The organism is Mycobacterium xenopi (assembly GCF_009936235.1).
In the GTDB taxonomy this organism is placed as follows: Bacteria; Actinomycetota; Actinomycetes; order Mycobacteriales; family Mycobacteriaceae; genus Mycobacterium; species Mycobacterium xenopi.
The window spans coordinates 3,515,574-3,533,299 of sequence record NZ_AP022314.1; the positions used below are offsets into that span (position 1 = coordinate 3,515,574).

General features: G+C 62.9%; 12 protein-coding genes and 5 pseudogenes. 2 read left to right on the plus strand and 15 right to left on the minus strand.

Annotated features, from left to right (window positions below):
* Positions 1–24: 24 nt before the first annotated feature.
* Positions 25–1,260, minus strand: a complete 1,236-nt coding sequence (gene serB, locus MYXE_RS16625; protein ID WP_003922177.1) for a phosphoserine phosphatase SerB — start codon at positions 1,258–1,260, stop codon at positions 25–27.
* Positions 1,261–1,285: 25 nt separating this feature from the next.
* Positions 1,286–3,030: pseudogene (gene ctaD / locus MYXE_RS16630) on the minus strand (aa3-type cytochrome oxidase subunit I).
* Positions 3,031–3,184: 154 nt separating this feature from the next.
* Here ctaD and MYXE_RS16635 point away from each other — a divergent pair.
* Together MYXE_RS16635 and MYXE_RS16640 are read left to right on the plus strand one after the other, a co-directional pair.
* A complete protein-coding gene (locus tag MYXE_RS16635) occupies positions 3,185–4,300 on the plus strand; it encodes an ABC transporter substrate-binding protein (protein ID WP_085196416.1) in 1,116 nt (371 codons plus the stop codon).
* 127 nt (positions 4,301–4,427) lie between these two features.
* Positions 4,428–5,468: an NAD(P)-dependent alcohol dehydrogenase gene (locus MYXE_RS16640; protein ID WP_003922180.1), complete on the plus strand. Its 1,041-nt coding sequence runs from the start codon at positions 4,428–4,430 to the stop codon at positions 5,466–5,468.
* An 11-nt stretch (positions 5,469–5,479) separates the two neighbouring features.
* Here the strand turns inward: MYXE_RS16640 and MYXE_RS16645 are convergent, their stop codons facing one another.
* The 13 genes and pseudogenes from MYXE_RS16645 to MYXE_RS16690 all read right to left on the minus strand — a co-directional run bounded on the left by MYXE_RS16645 (position 5,480) and on the right by MYXE_RS16690 (position 17,422).
* Entirely contained in the window at positions 5,480–5,815 is a 336-nt protein-coding gene (locus MYXE_RS16645) for a DUF3349 domain-containing protein (RefSeq protein WP_003922181.1), read from the minus strand.
* 108 nt (positions 5,816–5,923) lie between these two features.
* Positions 5,924–6,898: a class 1b ribonucleoside-diphosphate reductase subunit beta gene (gene nrdF / locus MYXE_RS16650; RefSeq protein ID WP_003922182.1), complete on the minus strand. Its 975-nt coding sequence runs from the start codon at positions 6,896–6,898 to the stop codon at positions 5,924–5,926.
* 118 nt (positions 6,899–7,016) lie between these two features.
* Positions 7,017–8,561, minus strand: coding sequence for a flavin-containing monooxygenase (locus MYXE_RS16655; RefSeq protein WP_085196405.1), 1,545 nt, complete (start codon positions 8,559–8,561; stop codon positions 7,017–7,019).
* 129 nt (positions 8,562–8,690) lie between these two features.
* Positions 8,691–9,431 (minus strand): TetR/AcrR family transcriptional regulator, encoded by a 741-nt coding sequence (locus MYXE_RS16660; protein WP_085196414.1) that lies wholly within the window; start codon positions 9,429–9,431, stop codon positions 8,691–8,693.
* Between the two features lie 80 nt (positions 9,432–9,511).
* Positions 9,512–11,128, minus strand: a pseudogene (gene nrdE / locus MYXE_RS25330) (class 1b ribonucleoside-diphosphate reductase subunit alpha); the annotation flags it as partial.
* Positions 11,129–11,152: 24 nt separating this feature from the next.
* Positions 11,153–11,290 (minus strand): annotated as a pseudogene (locus tag MYXE_RS25335) (hypothetical protein); the annotation flags it as partial.
* Between the two features lie 156 nt (positions 11,291–11,446).
* Positions 11,447–12,352 (minus strand): annotated as a pseudogene (locus MYXE_RS25340) (Hint domain-containing protein); the annotation flags it as partial.
* Positions 12,341–12,850: pseudogene (locus MYXE_RS25345) on the minus strand (ribonucleotide reductase N-terminal alpha domain-containing protein); the annotation flags it as partial. The pseudogenes MYXE_RS25340 and MYXE_RS25345, both read right to left, overlap by 12 nt.
* A gap of 17 nt (positions 12,851–12,867) precedes the next feature.
* The gene (gene nrdI, locus MYXE_RS16670; RefSeq protein ID WP_003922186.1) at positions 12,868–13,317 is read right to left on the minus strand and encodes a class Ib ribonucleoside-diphosphate reductase assembly flavoprotein NrdI; all 450 of its coding nucleotides are present in this window, start codon (positions 13,315–13,317) and stop codon (positions 12,868–12,870) included.
* A 94-nt stretch (positions 13,318–13,411) separates the two neighbouring features.
* Positions 13,412–15,598, minus strand: coding sequence for a hypothetical protein (locus tag MYXE_RS16675; protein ID WP_085196401.1), 2,187 nt, complete (start codon positions 15,596–15,598; stop codon positions 13,412–13,414).
* Positions 15,595–15,927, minus strand: coding sequence for a helix-turn-helix domain-containing protein (locus tag MYXE_RS16680; protein ID WP_085196399.1), 333 nt, complete (start codon positions 15,925–15,927; stop codon positions 15,595–15,597). The genes MYXE_RS16675 and MYXE_RS16680 overlap by 4 nt, the downstream gene beginning before the upstream one ends.
* A complete protein-coding gene (locus tag MYXE_RS16685) occupies positions 15,924–16,955 on the minus strand; it encodes a tyrosine-type recombinase/integrase (RefSeq protein ID WP_112650164.1) in 1,032 nt (343 codons plus the stop codon). The genes MYXE_RS16680 and MYXE_RS16685 overlap by 4 nt, the downstream gene beginning before the upstream one ends.
* A 206-nt stretch (positions 16,956–17,161) precedes the next feature.
* Entirely contained in the window at positions 17,162–17,422 is a 261-nt protein-coding gene (locus MYXE_RS16690) for a redoxin NrdH (protein ID WP_085196395.1), read from the minus strand.
* Between the last annotated feature and the right edge of the window lie 304 nt (positions 17,423–17,726).

Here is a 17,726-nt window from a genome sequence, read left to right on the forward strand (position 1 = left end):
GTGCCGCACACCCCGCGAGCGCGCTCACTCGGGCGGGATCTCGACGCGCCGCAACACCCCGTCGACCGCGTCGGCGGCCTCGATCTCCCCGCGCGTGACGCCAAGGATGAACAGCACGGTGTCCAGGTACGGGTAGGTCAGTGACGCGTCGGCGATCTCGCGCAACGCGGGTTTGGCGTTGAACGCCACGCCCAGGCCCGCAGCGGCCAGCATGTCGATGTCGTTGGCGCCGTCGCCGACGGCGACCGTCTGCTCCAGCGGCACCCCCGCCTGGTGCGCGAAGTCGCGCAGCGCCTTAGCTTTTCCGGCCCGATCGATGATCGGGCCGACCAGTCGGCCGGTGAGTTTGCCGTCGACGACCTCGAGTTCATTGGCGGCAACGAAGTCGAGCATCAGCTCGTGGGCAAGCGGCTCGATGATCTGCCTGAACCCCCCGGACACCACGCCGATGTGAAAACCTAGCCGCCGCAGCGTGCGCAATGTGGTCCGCGCGCCGGGCGTCAGCTGCAACTCGTCGGCGACTTCGTCTAGCACTTCTGCGGGCAAGCCCGCCAGCGCGGCGACCCGCTGTTGCAGCGATGCCGTGAAGTCAAGCTCGCCGCGCATCGCCTGTTCGGTGATCGCCGCGACCGTGTCTTGCGCGCCCGCGCGGGCGGCGAGCATCTCGATGACCTCGCCCTGGATCAGCGTCGAATCGACGTCGAACACGATGAGTCGTTTGGCCCGCCGCTCCAGGCTGTAGTCCTCGACCGCGATGTCGATGCCCTGGTCGGCGGCCACCCTGGTCAGGACGGCCTGCAGCTGGCCCCCGGCGCCCGGTGGCACCGAGACGCGCAGCTCCAAGCCGGTGACCGGGTAGTCCGAGACACCCCGGATGACGTCGATGTTGACACCGAGTGCGGCCACCGCGCGGGCCACCGCGCCGAACGCGTCGGCGGTGATCGGTCGACCCAGCACGACGATGGTGTGCGTCGACGGTTCCCGGATGACCGGAAGCCCCTCGCTGCGCTCGATGGTGACGTCCAGGCCCTTGGCGTGAATAGCCGCCTCGAGTTCTTTCCGCAGGGCGTTGCCTTCGGCCTCTTCCAGCGCAGCAGACACCAGCACGCCCAGCGTCAATCGGCCGCGGATCACCACCTGTTCGACGTTGAGCAACTCGACCTCGTGCCCGGAAAGCACTTCGAACAGTGCGGAGGTGACACCGGGCTTGTCGACACCGGTGACGGTGATCAACACCGACACCTTTCGCGGTGTGCTCACCCCAGATTGCCGCCGCTACAACGCATTACGTGCGAACGCTTACGTCGTCGGCTCTGGTGACGTCACCGCTTTCGGGGCCGTGGCTGCGGCCGATGTGCGCTTCGGCGCGCAGTCGCTCCACCATGTGCGGGTAATGCAGTTCGAAGGCCGGACGCTCCGACCGGATGCGGGGCAGTTCGTAGAAGTTGTGTCGTGGCGGCGGGCAGGTGGTGGCCCACTCCAGCGAGTTGCCGTAGCCCCACGGGTCGTCGACCGTGACCGGTTCGCCGTAGCGCCAGCTGCGGAACACGTTCCACACGAACGGCAGCATCGACACGCCGAGGATGAACGCCCCGATCGTGGAGACGACGTTGAGCGGCTGGAAACCGTCGCTGGGCAGGTAGTCGGCGTAGCGGCGGGGCATGCCCTGATCGCCCAGCCAGTGCTGCACCAAAAACGTGGTGTGAAACCCGATCAGCGTCAACCAGAAGTGCAGCTTGCCCAGCCGCTCGTCGAGCAGCCGCCGGTCATCTTCGGAAACCAGAAATACACCCCGGCGAACGTGGAGAACACGATGGTGCCAAACAACACGTAGTGGAAGTGCGCGACCACGAAATAGGTGTCGGTGACGTGGAAGTCCAGCGGCGGGCTGGCCAGCAGCACACCCGTGAGACCACCGAGCAGGAAGGTGACCGCAAAGCCGATCGCAAACAGCATCGGGGTCTCAAACGTCAGCTGTCCCTTCCACATGGTGCCCACCCAGTTGAAGAACTTGATCCCAGTGGGCACCGCGATCAGATACGTCATGAACGAAAAGAACGGCAACAGAACGGCTCCGGTGGCGAACATGTGGTGCGCCCACACCGCCACCGAGAGCGCAGCAATAGCCAACGTCGCATAGACCAGCGTCGTGTAGCCGAAGATCGGTTTGCGGGAGAACACCGGGAAGATCTCGGTGACGATGCCGAAGAACGGCAGCGCGACGATGTAGACCTCGGGGTGGCCGAAGAACCAGAACAGGTGCTGCCACAACAGAACTCCGCCATTGGCCGGGTCGTAGATGTGGGCGCCCAGGTGCCGGTCAGCGGCCAGACCGAACAGCGCCGCGGTCAGCAGCGGGAACGCCAACAGCACCAAGATCGACGTCACCAACGTATTCCAGGTGAAGATCGGCATGCGGAACATCGTCATGCCCGGGGCACGCATGCACACCACGGTGGTGATCATGTTCACCGCACCCAGGATGGTGCCCAAACCGGCAACGATGAGGCCCATAATCCACAGATCGGGGCCGGCGCCGGGCGAGTGGATCGCGTCGGTCAGCGGCGTGTAGGCGGTCCAACCGAAGTCGGCGGCGCCGCCAGGGGTGATGAACCCGGCGATCGCGATCAAGGAACCGAACAGAAACAGCCAGTAGGAGAAGGCGTTGAGCCGTGGGAAGGCGACGTCGGGTGCACCGATCTGAAGAGGCAATACCAGGTTGGCGAAGCCGAACACGATCGGAGTGGCGTAGAACAGCAGCATGATCGTGCCGTGCATGGTGAACAGCTGGTTGTACTGTTCGTTCGACAGGAACTGCAGCCCGGGCGCGGCCAGTTCGGCGCGCATCAAAAGCGCCAATATGCCGCCGATAAAGAAGAAGGCGAAGCAGGTGACGACATACATGATCCCGATCATCTTGTGATCGGTGGTCGTCACTAGCCGGTAGACCAAGTTGCCCTTGGGGCCCGTGCGGGGCGGAAACGGACGACTGGCCTCGAGTTCTCCCAGCGGGGGCGCTTCGGCTGTCACGAGCTCCTCCAAACATCCTCAGAGGCAGATACCCCTGGTCTTCTGTGGAATCCTAGCGTCCGATCCGTTCGGTAAAGAGCTTAGTCCTACATACCGTCGTAACAGCGCGCGCAGCCGGGCCGGTGCACGGCGGTCGGATGTTACCGTCGTGCACGTGCTGTTCAGCCGTGTGCGACCCGGCGTTGTGCCGGCCGCGGCCGCGGTGGCAACAGCGATTTTTGTGACGCTGTGCTCTGGTTGCAAACCCGCGCCGCTCGGCGGCCAGCGCACGTCGCCGACCCGATCGGTGATCACCAGCACCACCACCATCGCCGGTGCCGGCGTCCTGGGGAATCAGCGTCGCCCCGATGAATCGTGCGCGCCGCAACCGGCGCCGGTGGACCCGGGTCCCCCGACCCGCTCCGCGCCCAACGCCGCCGGCGTGAGCCCCGCAGCGGCCGACGTCCCCGCCGAACCGCAACGCATCGTGGTGCTCGCCGGTGACCAGCTCGACGCGTTGTGTGCGCTAGGGCTGCAGTCGCGGATCGTGGCCGCGGCGTTACCGGACGGCTCGTCGAGCCAGCCGGCCTACCTGGGCAGCGCCATCCACCGATTGCCCGGCGTGGGCACGCGCAGCGCTCCCGACGTGCCGGCGATCGCGGCGGCCAAACCGGATCTGATCCTGGGCTCGATAGCGCTGACGCCACACCTGTATCCGGCCCTGACGGCGATCGCGCCGACCGTCTTCACCGGCGCGCCCGGCGCCGCCTGGGAAGATAACCTGCGTGGGGTAGGCGCGGCCACGGCACGCGCCGGCGCCGCCGACAAGATCGTCGACGAGTTCACCGCCCACGCCGCGCACATCGGCGCCGCGCATGACGCCAGCCACTACCAAGCGTCGATCGTCCAGCTGACCACCAACACGGTGCGAGTTTTCGGCGCCAACAACTTCCCGGGCAGCGTGCTCACCGCTGTCGGCGTCGACCGGCCGGCGTCGCAGCGATTCACCGATAAGCCGTATGTCGAAATCGGCGCCAGCGACACCGATCTCGCGGGCGCGCCGGATTTTTCGGCGGCCGACGCCGACATCGTCTACGTGTCGTTCACCTCGCCGGCCGCCAAAGACCGCGCCCCCACCGTGTTCGACAGCAACGCGTGGCGCAAGCTGTCCGCCAACCGTGATAACCGGGTGTTCGTGGTCAACAACGAGGTATGGCAGACCGGGCAGGGCGTGGTCGCGGCCCGCGGCATCGTCGACGACCTACGCTGGGTCAACGCCCCGATCAACTGACGACCGGGCTGACCTCCCGTCGTGTTCGACGTCCAGAACGCACCCGAATACATAGGATACCTATGCTAATCTGGTGGCGTTCCCGCAATATTCTGATGGTGAAGTAGACGCGCCCACGAGGTTTGCCATGAGCACAGTTTCTGCGTATGCGGCCACATCGGCCACCGAACCGCTGACGAAGACCACGATCACTCGCCGCGACCCGGGCCCCCACGACGTGGTGATCGACATCAAGTTCTGCGGTATCTGCCACTCGGATATCCACACTGCCAAAGCCGAATGGGGCCAACCGAATTACCCCGTCGTCCCGGGTCATGAAATCGCCGGCGTGGTGAGCGCGATCGGTTCTGATGTCACCAAATACCAGGTCGGCGACCGCGTCGGCGTGGGTTGCTTTGTGGACTCCTGCCGCGAGTGCAGCAGCTGCCTTGCAGGTGTGGAGCAGTATTGCAAACCGGGGATGACCACGACTTATAACGGTGTCGGCCGAGACGGTCAACCGACCTACGGCGGATACAGCCAAGCGATCGTCGTCGACGAGAACTATGTCTTGCGCATCCCCGACGCGCTGCCGCTGGATGCTGCCGCGCCGCTGATGTGCGCGGGCATCACGCTGTACTCGCCGCTGCGACACTGGAACGCCCGGCCTGGCAAGCGGATTGCGGTCATCGGCCTCGGCGGGCTTGGCCACATGGGCGTCAAGCTGGGCAAGGCGATGGGCGCCGAGGTGACGGTGCTGTCGCAGTCGCTGAAGAAGATGGAGGACGGGCTGCGCTTGGGCGCTAGCCACTACTACGCGACCTCGGATCGCGACACCTTCCGCAAGCTGCGCAATAGCTTCGACCTGATCCTGAACACGGTTTCCGCGAACCTAGACCTTGGCCCGTACCTGAATCTGCTCGACGTCGACGGCACCCTGGTCGAACTCGGCATTCCCGAGCACCCGATGCCCGTGCCAGCCTTTGCGCTGGTGCTGATGCGCCGCAGCCTGGCCGGGTCGAACATCGGCGGTATCGAGGAGACGCAGGAGATGCTGAACTTCTGCGCCGAGCACGACGTGCGGCCCGAAATCGAAGTCATCGAGGCCGACTACATCAACGAAGCCTACGAGCGCGTGCTGGCCAGCGACGTGCGCTACCGCTTCGTCATCGACACCTCAACACTGTAGGCGGAGCCCGATCAGGCCGAGTCGGCCCGGTCGAGGTTCACACCGTGAAGCGGCCAGCCGGCAGCGGCGAGCGTTCCGGCGACACGCCTGACGTTCTCCGGGCCGGCGTCGTAGTGGGTCATGTCGGAGACGAATTCCGCGACCACGTCGCCTTCGCCGGTGCCAGCGGCCAGCGCTGCCGATCCGGGTGTGGTGATTTTCTGGATCAGTTCGCGAACCTGGTCGTCGGTCAGGTCAGTGCTGCGCAACAGCGTCAAAAGCGGCACGCGGTCAGGTCCTGGCACACCGTCGGGGTAGCCGGCCCGTAGCCACTCCAACACCGAATTTAGAAACGACTCGCTCGCCATACCACCAGTGTTCCGGCAGCGGGCCCACCGGCGCCACTGTGCCGCTGTGTAATTGACGCAGGTCACACGTCGTTCACAGCCATAACGGCAGATTCGGATCAGCCGGCTTTAGAAGTCCCAGTCTTCGTCTTCGGTGACGACGGCTTTGCCGATCACATACGACGATCCCGAGCCGGAGAAGAAGTCGTGGTTCTCGTCGGCGTTGGGCGACAACGCCGAAAGGATCGCGGGGTTCACGTCGGTCTCGTCGCGTGGGAACAGCGCCTCGTAGCCGAGGTTCATCAACGCCTTGTTGGCGTTGTAGCGCAGGAACTTCTTGACGTCCTCGGTGAGCCCCACCTCGTCGTAGAGGTCTTGGGTGTACTCCACTTCGTTGTCGTAGAGCTCGAACAGCAACTCGTAGGTGTAGTCCTTGAGCTCTTGGCGCTTGGCCTCATCGACCAGCGCCAGCCCGCGCTGGTACTTGTAGCCGATGTAGTAGCCGTGGACGGCCTCGTCGCGGATGATCAGCCGGATCATGTCGGCGGTGTTGGTCAGCTTGGCCCGGCTCGACCAGTACATCGGCAAGTAGAACCCGGAGTAGAACAGGAAGCTTTCCAGCAGGGTTGAGGCGACTTTGCGCTTGAGCGGCTCGTCGCCACGGTAGTACTGCATGACGATCGCGGCCTTGCGCTGCAGGTTGGGGTTCTCCTCTGACCAGCGGAAGGCGTCGTCGATCTCGGCGCTCGAGCACAGCGTCGAGAAGATGTTGCTGTAGCTGCGCGCGTGCACCGACTCCATAAACGCGATGTTGGTGTAGACGGCTTCCTCATGAGGGGTCAGCGCATCCGGAATCAGGCTGACCGCCCCCACCGTGCCCTGGATGGTGTCGAGCAGCGTCAGCCCAGTGAAGACTCGCATGGTCAGCTGCTTCTCGCCGGCAGTAAGCGTGTTCCAGGACGGAATGTCGTTGGACACCGGGACCTTCTCGGGCAGCCAGAAATTTCCGGTCAGCCGATCCCAGACCTCGGCGTCCTTTTCGTCTTGCAGCCGGTTCCAGTTGATCGCCGATACCCGGTCGATCAGCTTCACGTTCTCGGTCACCAGCACCCCATTTCACCAGGACGTTTTTTGCTGTCCCCTAACGTCAAACACTACCCCTGGTGGGTGACAACTCGCCGCAGCACAACACCTTGTGTCTGGGCGTGTCTTGGGCGTGCCGTCAGCGGATGCGGTCGGCCAACGCGGTCTTGCCCACCCCGAAGAACTGGTACTCGGCGGGTTTGAGCGAGCGGGTGCCCATCCAGTACTGCCAGGTGTAGCCGCCCCAGAGCACCCGGTTGTTGCCGTGCTCGTCGAGGTACCAGCTGCTGCACCCGCCGGTGTTCCACACCGAGCGACTTAGCTTGCCCTGCAGTTCGGCGTTGAACCGGTCCTGTGCGGCGCGGGTGGGAGCCAGCGCCTGCGCGCCCAGCCGGTCGCACGTCGCGATCGCCTCAGCGACGTAGTGGATCTGCGACTCGATCATGAAGACCACCGAGTTGTGGCCCAGTCCGGTATTGGGGCCCAGCAGGAAAAACAGGTTGGGCACGTCGGCGACGGTGATTCCGCGGTGGGCAGCCAGACCTTCTCGGTTCCAGCGGTCGACCAGGTCCTCGCCCTGCAGTCCTTTGAACTGCACGTACGTGTAGGAGTCGGTGACGTGAAAGCCGGTGGCGAACACGATCACGTCGACCGGGCGGTGGGTGCCGTCGGCCGTGACGATCCCGTCGGGTGTTATCCGCGCGATGTGGTCAGTGACCAGTTCGGTTTTCGGGTTGGCCACGGCCGGATAGTAGGTCGACGAGTTGAGGATGCGCTTGCAACCGATCCGGTAGTTCGGGGTCAGCTTGCGGCGCAGCTCGCGGTCTTTCACTGCCCGACGGATGTTCCACTTGGCAAGCGCCTCAATGACTTTGAGGGCATTCGGCCGCTTGGTCATGCCGTAGGCCAAGGCCTCCTGGCCCCAGTAAATGGTCATCCGCAGCGCCCACGCGAGGCCGGGAACACTAGTCAAGGCGCGCCGCAGCCACGCTGGCAGTTCCTCGTTGGTGCGCGGCACCACCCAGGGCGGAGTGCGCTGGTAGAGCTGCAGCTGACCGACCTGGTCGATGATCTCCGGCACGATCTGGATGGCGCTGGCGCCCGTGCCGATTACCGCCACCCGCTTGCCGGTGAGGTCCACGTCGTGATTCCACTGCGCGGAATGGAACGCGACGCCTCCAGCAGCCACGAAATCGTCACGTCCCTCGATGTCGGGAATGGACGGGATATGCAAAGCGCCCGCACCCGAAATCAGGAATTGCGCGACGTACTCGCGGCCGTCGTCGGTAAACACGTGCCAGCGGAACTCGTCTTCGTCCCAGTACCCGCGGTTGGCGAGGGAGTTGAACACGATGTAGCGGCGCAACCCGTATTTATCGGTGACGCCTTTGAGGTAGTCCCAGATCTCGTCTTGGTAAGAAAACAGATGCTTCCAGTCGCGCTTCGGTTCGAACGAGAACGAGTACAAGTGCGACGGGATGTCGCAGGCGCAGCCGGGATAGCTGTTGTCACGCCAGGTGCCGCCGATGTCATCGGCCTTCTCCAGGATGAGGAAGTCCACACCCTGCTTCTGCAGCGCGATGGCCATGCCGAGGCCGGAGAACCCGGTGCCGATAATCAGCGCGCGGGTGTGCACCGGGGGCGCCTGGGTGGCGGGCTGTGGCATCGGCTCGGCAACGGTCATCGCGCATCGGTCTTTCTGTTCGGGGTTCGCTGGCCGCCGGCACGTCGGCGCCGCCACGGCACAAGTATCCAGTACCAAAGGTATCGGATAAGTGTGGTCGATCGCCGCGGCGATGTCAACGCCGCCGACTTAGCTGGCCGCGGAGTTGCGTGGCACCGCGTTGTGCAGCGGCAGGTCAGGGTCGTACTGGATGCCCAGCACCTCGGCGGTGCCGTTGATCACTCCCAGCATGATGGTCGTCAGATGGGTGACGAACTCGTCGCGAGGCATCCGGCGCGGGCTGTCCGGGCTGGGGCCCAGCCACCAGTCGGTCGCCGACTCCGCCGACCCGAAGGCGGCGAACGCGGCAAGCTCGATCGCGGCACGATCGAGCTCCATTTCCCGCAGCTCGTTGTTGAACATCTCGGCCATCGCCAGCGTGATCTCGCGGCCTTCGTTGAGGGTGCGGATCGTCGCTTCGGACTGTTCCGGGAAGCGGCCCTGGATGAAAAACCGCAACACGTTGGGATGCTGGTCGACGAGGTTGACGTACTCTTCGACGCTGCGCCGGATCACCTCGCGCGCAGAGTTGGTGGAGAAGTCGATCGACGGGAAAATCGCCGCCCACAGCATGTCGCGCAGGCGTTCGCCGATCGCTTGGAACAGATCCGACTTGTCGGTGAAGTGCCGGTAGATCTTGGGCTTGGCGGTGCCGGCTTCTGCGGCGATCTCACGGACGCTCACGTCGGGCCCCAACCGGTCGATGGCGCGAAAGGCCGCTTCGACGATCTCGCGACGCACCTTCTTGCGGTGCTCGCGCCAGCGTTCACTGCGCGCATCGACCTTCACGCCCGGTTTGGTGCCGGGGTGGGGTCGGGGGATTCTCACCACGTCAAGCACTTTACCTTTGCTGTCGGGCGGTCACTGGCGTCACGCAAAATGCCGAACCGCGCCGCTTCGCGGGTGGGCCTTTAAAGCATGCAGGACACGCAGCCCTCGACCTCGGTGCCTTCCAGGGCCATCTGGCGCAGCCGGATGTAATACAGCGTCTTGATGCCCTTGCGCCAGGCGTAGATCTGGGCCTTGTTGACGTCGCGAGTAGTCGCGGTGTCCTTGAAGAACAGCGTCAGCGACAGCCCTTGGTCCACGTGCTGGGTGGCTGCGGCGTAGGTGTCGATGATCTTCTCGTAGCCGATCTCGTAGGCATCCTGGTAGTACTCCAGGTTGTCGTTGGTCATGTACGGCGCTGGATAGTAGACCCGGCCGATCTTGCCCTCTTTGCGGATCTCGATCTTCGACACGATCGGATGGATCGAACTCGTCGAGTGGTTGATGTAGGAGATCGACCCGGTCGGCGGCACCGCCTGCAGGTTCTGGTTGTAGATGCCGTGCGCCTGCACTGACTCCTTCAGCCGCCGCCAATCGTTCTGATCCGGGATGCGGATACCGGCGTCGGCGAAGAGCTGGCGCACCTTGGGCGTCTTGGGCTCCCACACCTGGTCGGTGTACTTATCGAAGAACTCACCGGTCGCATACTTAGACCGCTCGAATCCCTTGAAATGCGTGCCGCGTTCGATGGCGATCTTGTTCGACGCGCGTAGCGCGTGGTAAAGCACCGTATAGAAGTAGATATTGGTGAAGTCGATGCCCTCTTCGGACCCGTAGAAGATCCGCTCCCGGGCCAGATAGCCGTGCAGATTCATCTGCCCCAGCCCGATCGCGTGAGACTCGTTGTTGCCCTTCTCGATCGACGGCACCGACCAGATATGCGTCTGATCCGATACCGCGGTCAGTGCACGGATCGCCACTTCGATGGTCTGCGCAAAATCGGGCGAGTCCATGGTCTTGGCGATATTCAGTGACCCGAGATTGCATGAAATGTCTTTGCCCACTTTGGCATACGACAAGTCGGCATTGAACTCCGACGGCGTGGACACCTGCAGGATCTCCGAGCACAGGTTCGAGTGGGTGATCTTGCCCTCGATAGGGTTCGCCCGGTTCACCGTGTCCTCGAACATGATGTAGGGATAACCCGATTCGAACTGCAACTCGGCCAGCGTCTGGAAGAACTCCCGCGCCTTGATCTTGGTCTTGCGGATCCGCGGATTGTCGAGCATCTCGTAGTACTTCTCGGTGACCGAGATGTCGGCGAACGGCAACCCATAGACCCGCTCCACGTCGTACGGCGAGAACAGGTACATGTCGTCATTGCGCTTGGCCAGCTCGAAGGTGATGTCGGGGATCACCACGCCCAAGCTCAACGTCTTGATCCGGATCTTCTCGTCGGCGTTCTCGCGCTTGGTGTCTAGGAAGCGGTAGATGTCGGGGTGATGGGCATGCAAGTACACCGCTCCAGCACCTTGGCGCGCGCCAAGCTGGTTGGCGTAGGAGAACGAGTCCTCAAGCAGCTTCATGATCGGGATGACGCCCGAGGACTGGTTTTCGATGTTCTTGATCGGTGCGCCATGCTCACGAATGTTGCTCAGCAGCAATGCGACTCCCCCACCCCGCTTCGAAAGCTGCAGCGCGGAGTTGATGGCGCGCCCGATCGACTCCATGTTGTCTTCGATGCGAAGCAGAAAACAATTGTGGACGACCGCGCCACGAACCGTGTAAGTATGCGTGCCCTCGACGTGAAGGTTGTACACCTTCTCCGGAACTTCCTGCGTGTGCTTCAGTTCGCGGATTCCGTACACGTGCCGCCCGTGCACGACCTGGTAAGTCTTGCGCGACGATCCTCTTCGGCCCACGTAGTTGTGCAGGTTCTTGCCGACCTCGAAGATGAACTCTTCATTCGTTCCAGGAAGCCCGGGAACGAACACCTGACCAGTCAGGTTGCCCGCCTGGTTGATGTATTGGCGAACGACCGAAACGATCCCCAGACGACGCAGGATCAGCTGTACCTGATCAACTAGCTCTGGACTTACTAGGTCAAGCATCATCCCACCGGTGGTGCTGCACCCGTCCCCCCGGAACAATCCGGCCAGCAGCCCACGCTGGAACTCCTCATCAGCCGTCAAGACATCCGGGGACAATCGCTTTGCGCCGTAGCCGGTTCCAGCCATGGAAAGAACGAGTGACGCCACAATCCTGCTGTTGCAGACCATGCGGACCGTGTGATCGACAGCGTCCTCATGGACGGCGAGATCAGCTGCGAACGCCCGCTTGAATGCTAGGGCCAACTCCTGCTGGTATTCGATTTCGTGTGCGCCGACTGTGAAGTGGACACCGTTAGGTACTCGTGAATCTGTCCGCTTGGAGATGTGGCCCCGAGATACGTACCAACCAAGGATAAGACCGAGGTCATACGATTCCTCGACATAGCGGTTCACCGAAACGAAGCCGATCCGGTGACGCTGCTTGCTTCGATTCTTGGCGTCGGAGTTAACCTTCCGGATCAGTCCGTCGACTTCTTCGTGAACACCTGGGCCGACGTGCTCCATTAGGTCATACACACGTCGCTCGCGTCGCTCAAGCGGCGCTGCAGTCACGATGAAGTCTGTAGCGTCAACGTCTTTGGCAGCCAGCCACACGAATCCATTGAAGGGGTCGGCACCATCCCCTTCAATAAGGCTCTCGACCTCGCGCGTCGTCCATACCAGAATCGGGTGCTCCGGAGTGCATCGAATCGGTTCTTTGTGCCCGAAGTGTGAGATCGATACCAGGGCTTGGTTGTTCGGATTCTCGACAACGGATTCGACGACGGAATAGGACCCGTCATGCGAGAGCACCCGGTCACCGGCATGCAAAGTCTCGATGGCCTTAGGACCCTCAGGCGTATACACCGGCGTCCCAGCGGGAAAGCAGCTCACCGGCTCACCGCGCTGCTTCTTGCCCGAGTTGAGGAACGTCGGCGTAGCCGGCTGGAACCGACCGTCGATGATCTCGTCGACGAGCTTCTCGGCCAGCGCGGTGTCACCGGCGGCCAGGGTCAGCGCGACCATGCACACCCGGTCCTCGAAACGCTCCAGATAGCGCTTCCCGTCGAATGTTTTCAGCGTGTAGGAGGTGTAGTACTTGAACGCGCCAAGAAACGTCGAGAACCGGAACTTCTTGGCGTATGCACGATCGAACAGCGACTTAACGAACGCTCGCGAGTACTTCTCGAGCACCTCCGGCTCGTAGTATTCCTGCTGGACGAGGTAGTCGAGTTTCTCGTCCAGGTCATGGAAGAACACCGTGTTCTGGTTGACGTGCTGCCGGAAAAACTGGTGCGCTGCCTGAATATCCTTGTCGAACTGGATCTTGCCGTCCGCGTCGTACAGATTCAGCATCGCGTTGAGCGCGTGGTAGTCCGTTTCCCCGGGCAGCGCGTGCCCGCTGGACGTTACAGGCTCTGCAGCTGTGGCAGTTGGCGACACGTCTCGTCCTTCCAGAAGTCAGCTAGGCCCGCGCGGACCGCTTGCACGTCCTCGTCGGTGCCCATCAGTTCGAATCGGTAGAGATAGGGAACGCCGCACTTGCGCGAGACCACCTCGCCCGCGTAGCAGAACTCCGCACCGAAGTTGGTGTTGCCCGCCGCGATCACGCCGCGCAGCAGCGCCCGGTTGTGTTCGTTGTTCAAGAACGCGATGACCTGCTTGGGCACGTAGCCGCCGTCGTTGATGTTCGGGGTCGCCCGGCCGCCGCCGTAGGTGGGCAACACCAAGACATAGGGCCGATCCACCTCGATGCGCCCGTGCAGCGGTATCCGCGTGGCCGGAATACCCAGCTTCTCCACGAAGCGGTGGGTGTTCTCCGACACGCTGGAGAAATAAACCAAGCTGGACGACGGCACCGCAATCTCCTTTACGCGGTGAGCGCGGCTCCGGCTGGCGGAGTGTCGATATTCGTTGTGGCGATATTCATCTCTTGATTCCTCTCGGTTGTTTTCATGCGGTTTCTTCTGTCTGTTCTGAAAGGCTTTCGAGGCGGCTGGCGGTGTAGGCGCTCCAGTCCCGTTGGGCGAACTTGGCCCAGCCGGATGTGGTTGTGGCGTGGAGACCGAGTTGAGCTGCGATGACCGCAGCGGGAACGTCGTTGGCCAGGGCCAGAAGGGCACGGCTGCGGCTGATTCGGTCCGGAATGTCAGCGTCTGTGAGTTTTCTGCTCAGTGTTGCCGTGTGGATCGGCATGCCGGGCTGACCGCCGGGGAACAGGTAATGCTCGCCGTTGGGTGTGCGGGCCCGCCGCTCGTTGCGTGCTGCGGCGGCGAGCTCGTTGACGAGTGCGCCCACGGGGGCGGGTAGCTGCAGTGGATGTTGAGCCAGCTTGATTAGCGTGCTGCCAGCGCTGGTGGTGATATCGCCGGTCGTGAGCTGTTGGATTTGGGTCAGCCGTGCGCCGTAAAGCAGCACGAGAAGCCCGGCAACTCGAGTTGACAGGTCCTGCGCGCCGTCACCATCGAGGAGCCTGTCGATGCGCTCATGGTGAGCGTCTTCGCAGACAATCTCGCTGGGCAAAGCTGGGCGTTGAAGTACGACCTTGAGATCACTTGCAGTGATTCGTCTTTGGGCAAGCCAGTGAATAAATCCTGCGATGTTGGCGCTTCGTTGTGCGTTGCCGGCTGTCCAACCATCGAGCATGGGCTGTGTCAGGTCACCGACCTGGATGCCTTGCTCGTCAAGGTGATCAAGCAGTCGCACCGCGGTACGGATCCGTTCGCGACCAGAATCAGCGGCACCGGTGGTGTAGCCGCGGCGGCGAGCTCGGCGGCGCGCCGCCCGAAGCACCGCCCACCGGGCATACGGCCCGATCAGGCTGGACTGGCGAGCAGGCAACCCAGCGGTCAGCTCATTGACCCAGGTCTCGAACCGCTCGATGGGCTCATCACGTCGCGGCAAAATGTTCGCCTCGACGAGCATCGCGCGCACCCAGTGTCGGGTGTTGGTCGGCGGGCATTGATCCAGGGTGGCGTGGGACAACGGCTCTGGATCCGCGGCGAGCGTGTGCAGCACCGATTCTGCGGCTGGCTTGCTCAGCCAGCGCAGCGTTGAGGCCGGCTGGCCCCGATCGGCCAGGATGACGGGCAGCTGCTCAAGTTCTGGCCGCATCGTTCCGTCGACGGTGATGAGCAGTCGGGTGGCCTGTACGACCGAGCAACGCAAGCACATGCCGGCGTAGTGCTGCGGGCCGCTGTGACCGCAGCTGCGGCAGGTGTAGTCGATCGAGACATTCGCGCATGATCCGCAGACGCGGGCTCCGGTCGCGTCCAGCGCGATAAGCACCTTGGTGTCACCGCAAGCGGCGCAGGTCTCTGGGTAGGCGATCGTGCGTCGGTAGCACCGAAGGCATACCGGCCCAACCGGCCAGCGGGTGTGTACTGGGCATTGGTGGCCGCAGATTGCGCACCGCGCATAAGGATTATCGGCGCAACGGAAACATAGATCCTTCAGGCCGCGTTGAGCACGCACCGCGATGGGGCCGACGGTGCCGCACTGGCCGCAGGCGCGTGCCGGTGCGTCGTAGCACCGCTGGCATAACGGGCCGGCGCTGGTGAGCTTCTTGGCGTGGTCAGTGCGGCCGCAACCAACGCACACGTATTTGGGCCGAGCGCAGTTGCCGCACAGTGGCAAGCCCTCAGCGGTGCGTTTCGACGGGACGTGGCTTTGACCGCATCCACCACACGTTTCCCGCCTGGCCGGGTCTTTCTGGTAGCAGCGGCGGCAAAGCCCACCTGTTTCGGTAGTGGTGACTCGATGGCCGAGTCGACCGCAGCGCTCGCAGATGTGCTGGGTGCGCCGAGATGCGCACCATCCGCAGCAGCGGGCACCGTCAATGACTCGGTCGAGCTTGGGGGTGATGCGTCCGCATTGAGCACACGCGACCGGCTGCACCGGGTAATCCGACTGCCACAGCAGATACGCCATGCGCGCGAACGCGTAGGGGCAGTGTGGATTCGGCGTGGTCCACGGTGTGGCCTGCTCCATAAGATAAGCCGCCAGCGATTGCCGCGAACGCGGCTTGGCGGCGTCGGCGCGTTGGAGCAGGTTCTCGAGCTCGCTATCGGCAATGACGATGTCGGCAGCGGCGAGGCTGTCGGCGATCGCGGTGAATGACGTGGCGAGGGCGGCGGTCATCGTTGCTCCCCGGGCCGCCGGATCTTGGTGCGCCGCGCCGAGGACATAGCCGTCACGGTGCTATTCGACTGTCCTGCTGCTTTTCTCGTGGCGACCTCAGTGATCTTCGGTTCGATGAGATCGTTAGGAGTGCACTCCAGGATGTCGCACAACGCGATGAGGGTGTGCATGCTCAACCGTTGCGGCTGCCCCGTGACCATGCGATAGACCTGCTCCCGTGAGAGGCTCACGCCGCGATCGGCCAGGTGCGGCTGCAGGTCGGTAGTCGAAAACATGCCCTTCTCAGCCATTTTCATGCGCAGATGCCACGCGTAATCCATCTGCTTCATCGCGGCCGCCGATCGAAGTGCTGGCCATAACGTGACTGCATCGACTGGCTGATCAGCCGATTGCGGTACTCGTTGGACACCCCGACATAGATCGCGGTCGTGGAGGAGAACGAATGCCCAACCTGCTCCTGGATGAACCGTTCCGGATAGTCAAACTCCACCAGATGCGTGACGTAGGAATGCCGCAGCGAGTGCAGATCCAGCGTCGGATCAATCCCGGCCTCATCACGTACCGTCGTGAACGCCACATTGAGCATGCGCGTGCCGATTCGGGTGCCGCGCTCAGTCAACCACAACGCCTGACCGGTATCCGCCGGAAACTGTGGACGCACCTCGGCGAGGTAGTGGTCGAGAACTTCGACGATCCAGCTCATCTCTGGAACCGTGAGCACGGTGCGCCGCTTGGCCGCTCCGCCCCGCGATGCCTTGCCATAACGGACCGACAACGCACCGAACCTGCCGAACTCATCCATCTTCGAATTGCGGCGCAGGTCAACCACATCGGAGTAGACGACCTCACGACGGCGTAACCCGTAGGCGTAGCAGAACTTCAGCATCGCTGCGTCCCGCAGCGCCGTCATGGCACCCTTGCGGCCCCGTGAGCGAATCAATCCAACACGGGCATCGGCGGCATCAAACAGCGCCTGCACCTCGTCATAGGTCAGCGGACGCCGAGTCGGGTCGCCCTCGTACTCCCCGACATGGATGATGGAGTTGTCTTCGTGAAATACCTGCTGCGGGACCTGGCCGAACTGCTGCGAACATTCGGCAACCCAGCCGTAGCGTTGGTCGAGCAGATACTCGCAAAACATCCGGATATCGATCTCATAGTTACGTGCCGTCGACACTCGCAACGGCGAAGAACCAGAACGCAAATCACTGATCCAGGCCTCGCCCTCGGCCGGCGTCCACTGCCACGGATACAGCCCGGAGAACTCCACGAATCGCCGCACCAACCGAAGCCGCGGCACGATCGTCGCGTCCCGCAAAAACCGTGCTCGCTGCTGGCTTTCCCAGCCCTGCAGCATGGCCTCAAGAACAGCTTGCTCCGGATCGAGATGAACAACATTGGGCGCCAATACCCGTCGGGCCGCGCCCTGGGAATCACTAGTCACAACACCCGTTGTAGCAGATGCATCATCGATGCATGAGGATTTCGGGCGGTGTTGACCATCGGCGATTCGCGTCGAGGTCTCACCCCCCGACCCCTGAGCTGCTACAACAGACAACATTGCTAGCTCACCAATGTTGCATCAGATGACAATATTGCTCCATTCGCGAGCGCCTTGATGCGGTCGGGACGGAAGCCCGACCAGTGTTCGTCTCCCGCCACCACCACGGGAGCTTGCAGATAGCCCAGCGCCATCACGTAGTCCCGCGCCTCTGGATCCAGCGTGATGTCGACCGTCTCGTAGGCAATGCCCTGCTTGTCCAACGCCTTGTGCGTGGCGTTGCACTGCACACACGCGGGCTTGGTGTACACGGTGATGCTCATCGGCGATTCGGCTCCTCTGCTGAACGAATGGGCACGGACTGGCAACTTCTCAGGCACTACCTCTGCGCTACTGCTCGACAGACCGTCAGACCCGGAAACTCCGGTGCCCGGCTGGGTCGCGGGTCCGCACACACAGGCCGGATTCCCCGAACTTCACCACCCGTACGGACTTGGTGAGCCTTTGGGTCTGTCGATGCTTCAAACACTACACCTAGTGGGTCCCGATAAGAAGGGATACAAGATGTTCTGAACAACATTCGTGAAATTCCCAGGTCGTAAGCGCAGTGGAAGGTCTGGCGTCGGC

Bases quoted from the DNA above. Each gene is read 5' to 3' on its own strand.
- MYXE_RS16640 (WP_003922180.1), top strand. From the start codon at position 4,428: ATGAGCACAGTTTCTGCGTATGCGGCCACATCGGCCACCGAACCGCTG.
- MYXE_RS16645 (WP_003922181.1), bottom strand. From the start codon at position 5,815: ATGGCGAGCGAGTCGTTTCTAAATTCGGTGTTGGAGTGGCTACGGGCC.
- MYXE_RS16655 (WP_085196405.1), bottom strand. From the start codon at position 8,561: ATGACCGTTGCCGAGCCGATGCCACAGCCCGCCACCCAGGCGCCCCCG.
- MYXE_RS16675 (WP_085196401.1), bottom strand. From the start codon at position 15,598: ATGACCGCCGCCCTCGCCACGTCATTCACCGCGATCGCCGACAGCCTC.
- MYXE_RS16680 (WP_085196399.1), bottom strand. From the start codon at position 15,927: ATGAAGCAGATGGATTACGCGTGGCATCTGCGCATGAAAATGGCTGAG.
- MYXE_RS16685 (WP_112650164.1), bottom strand. From the start codon at position 16,955: ATGCTGCAGGGCTGGGAAAGCCAGCAGCGAGCACGGTTTTTGCGGGAC.
- MYXE_RS16690 (WP_085196395.1), bottom strand. From the start codon at position 17,422: ATGAGCATCACCGTGTACACCAAGCCCGCGTGTGTGCAGTGCAACGCC.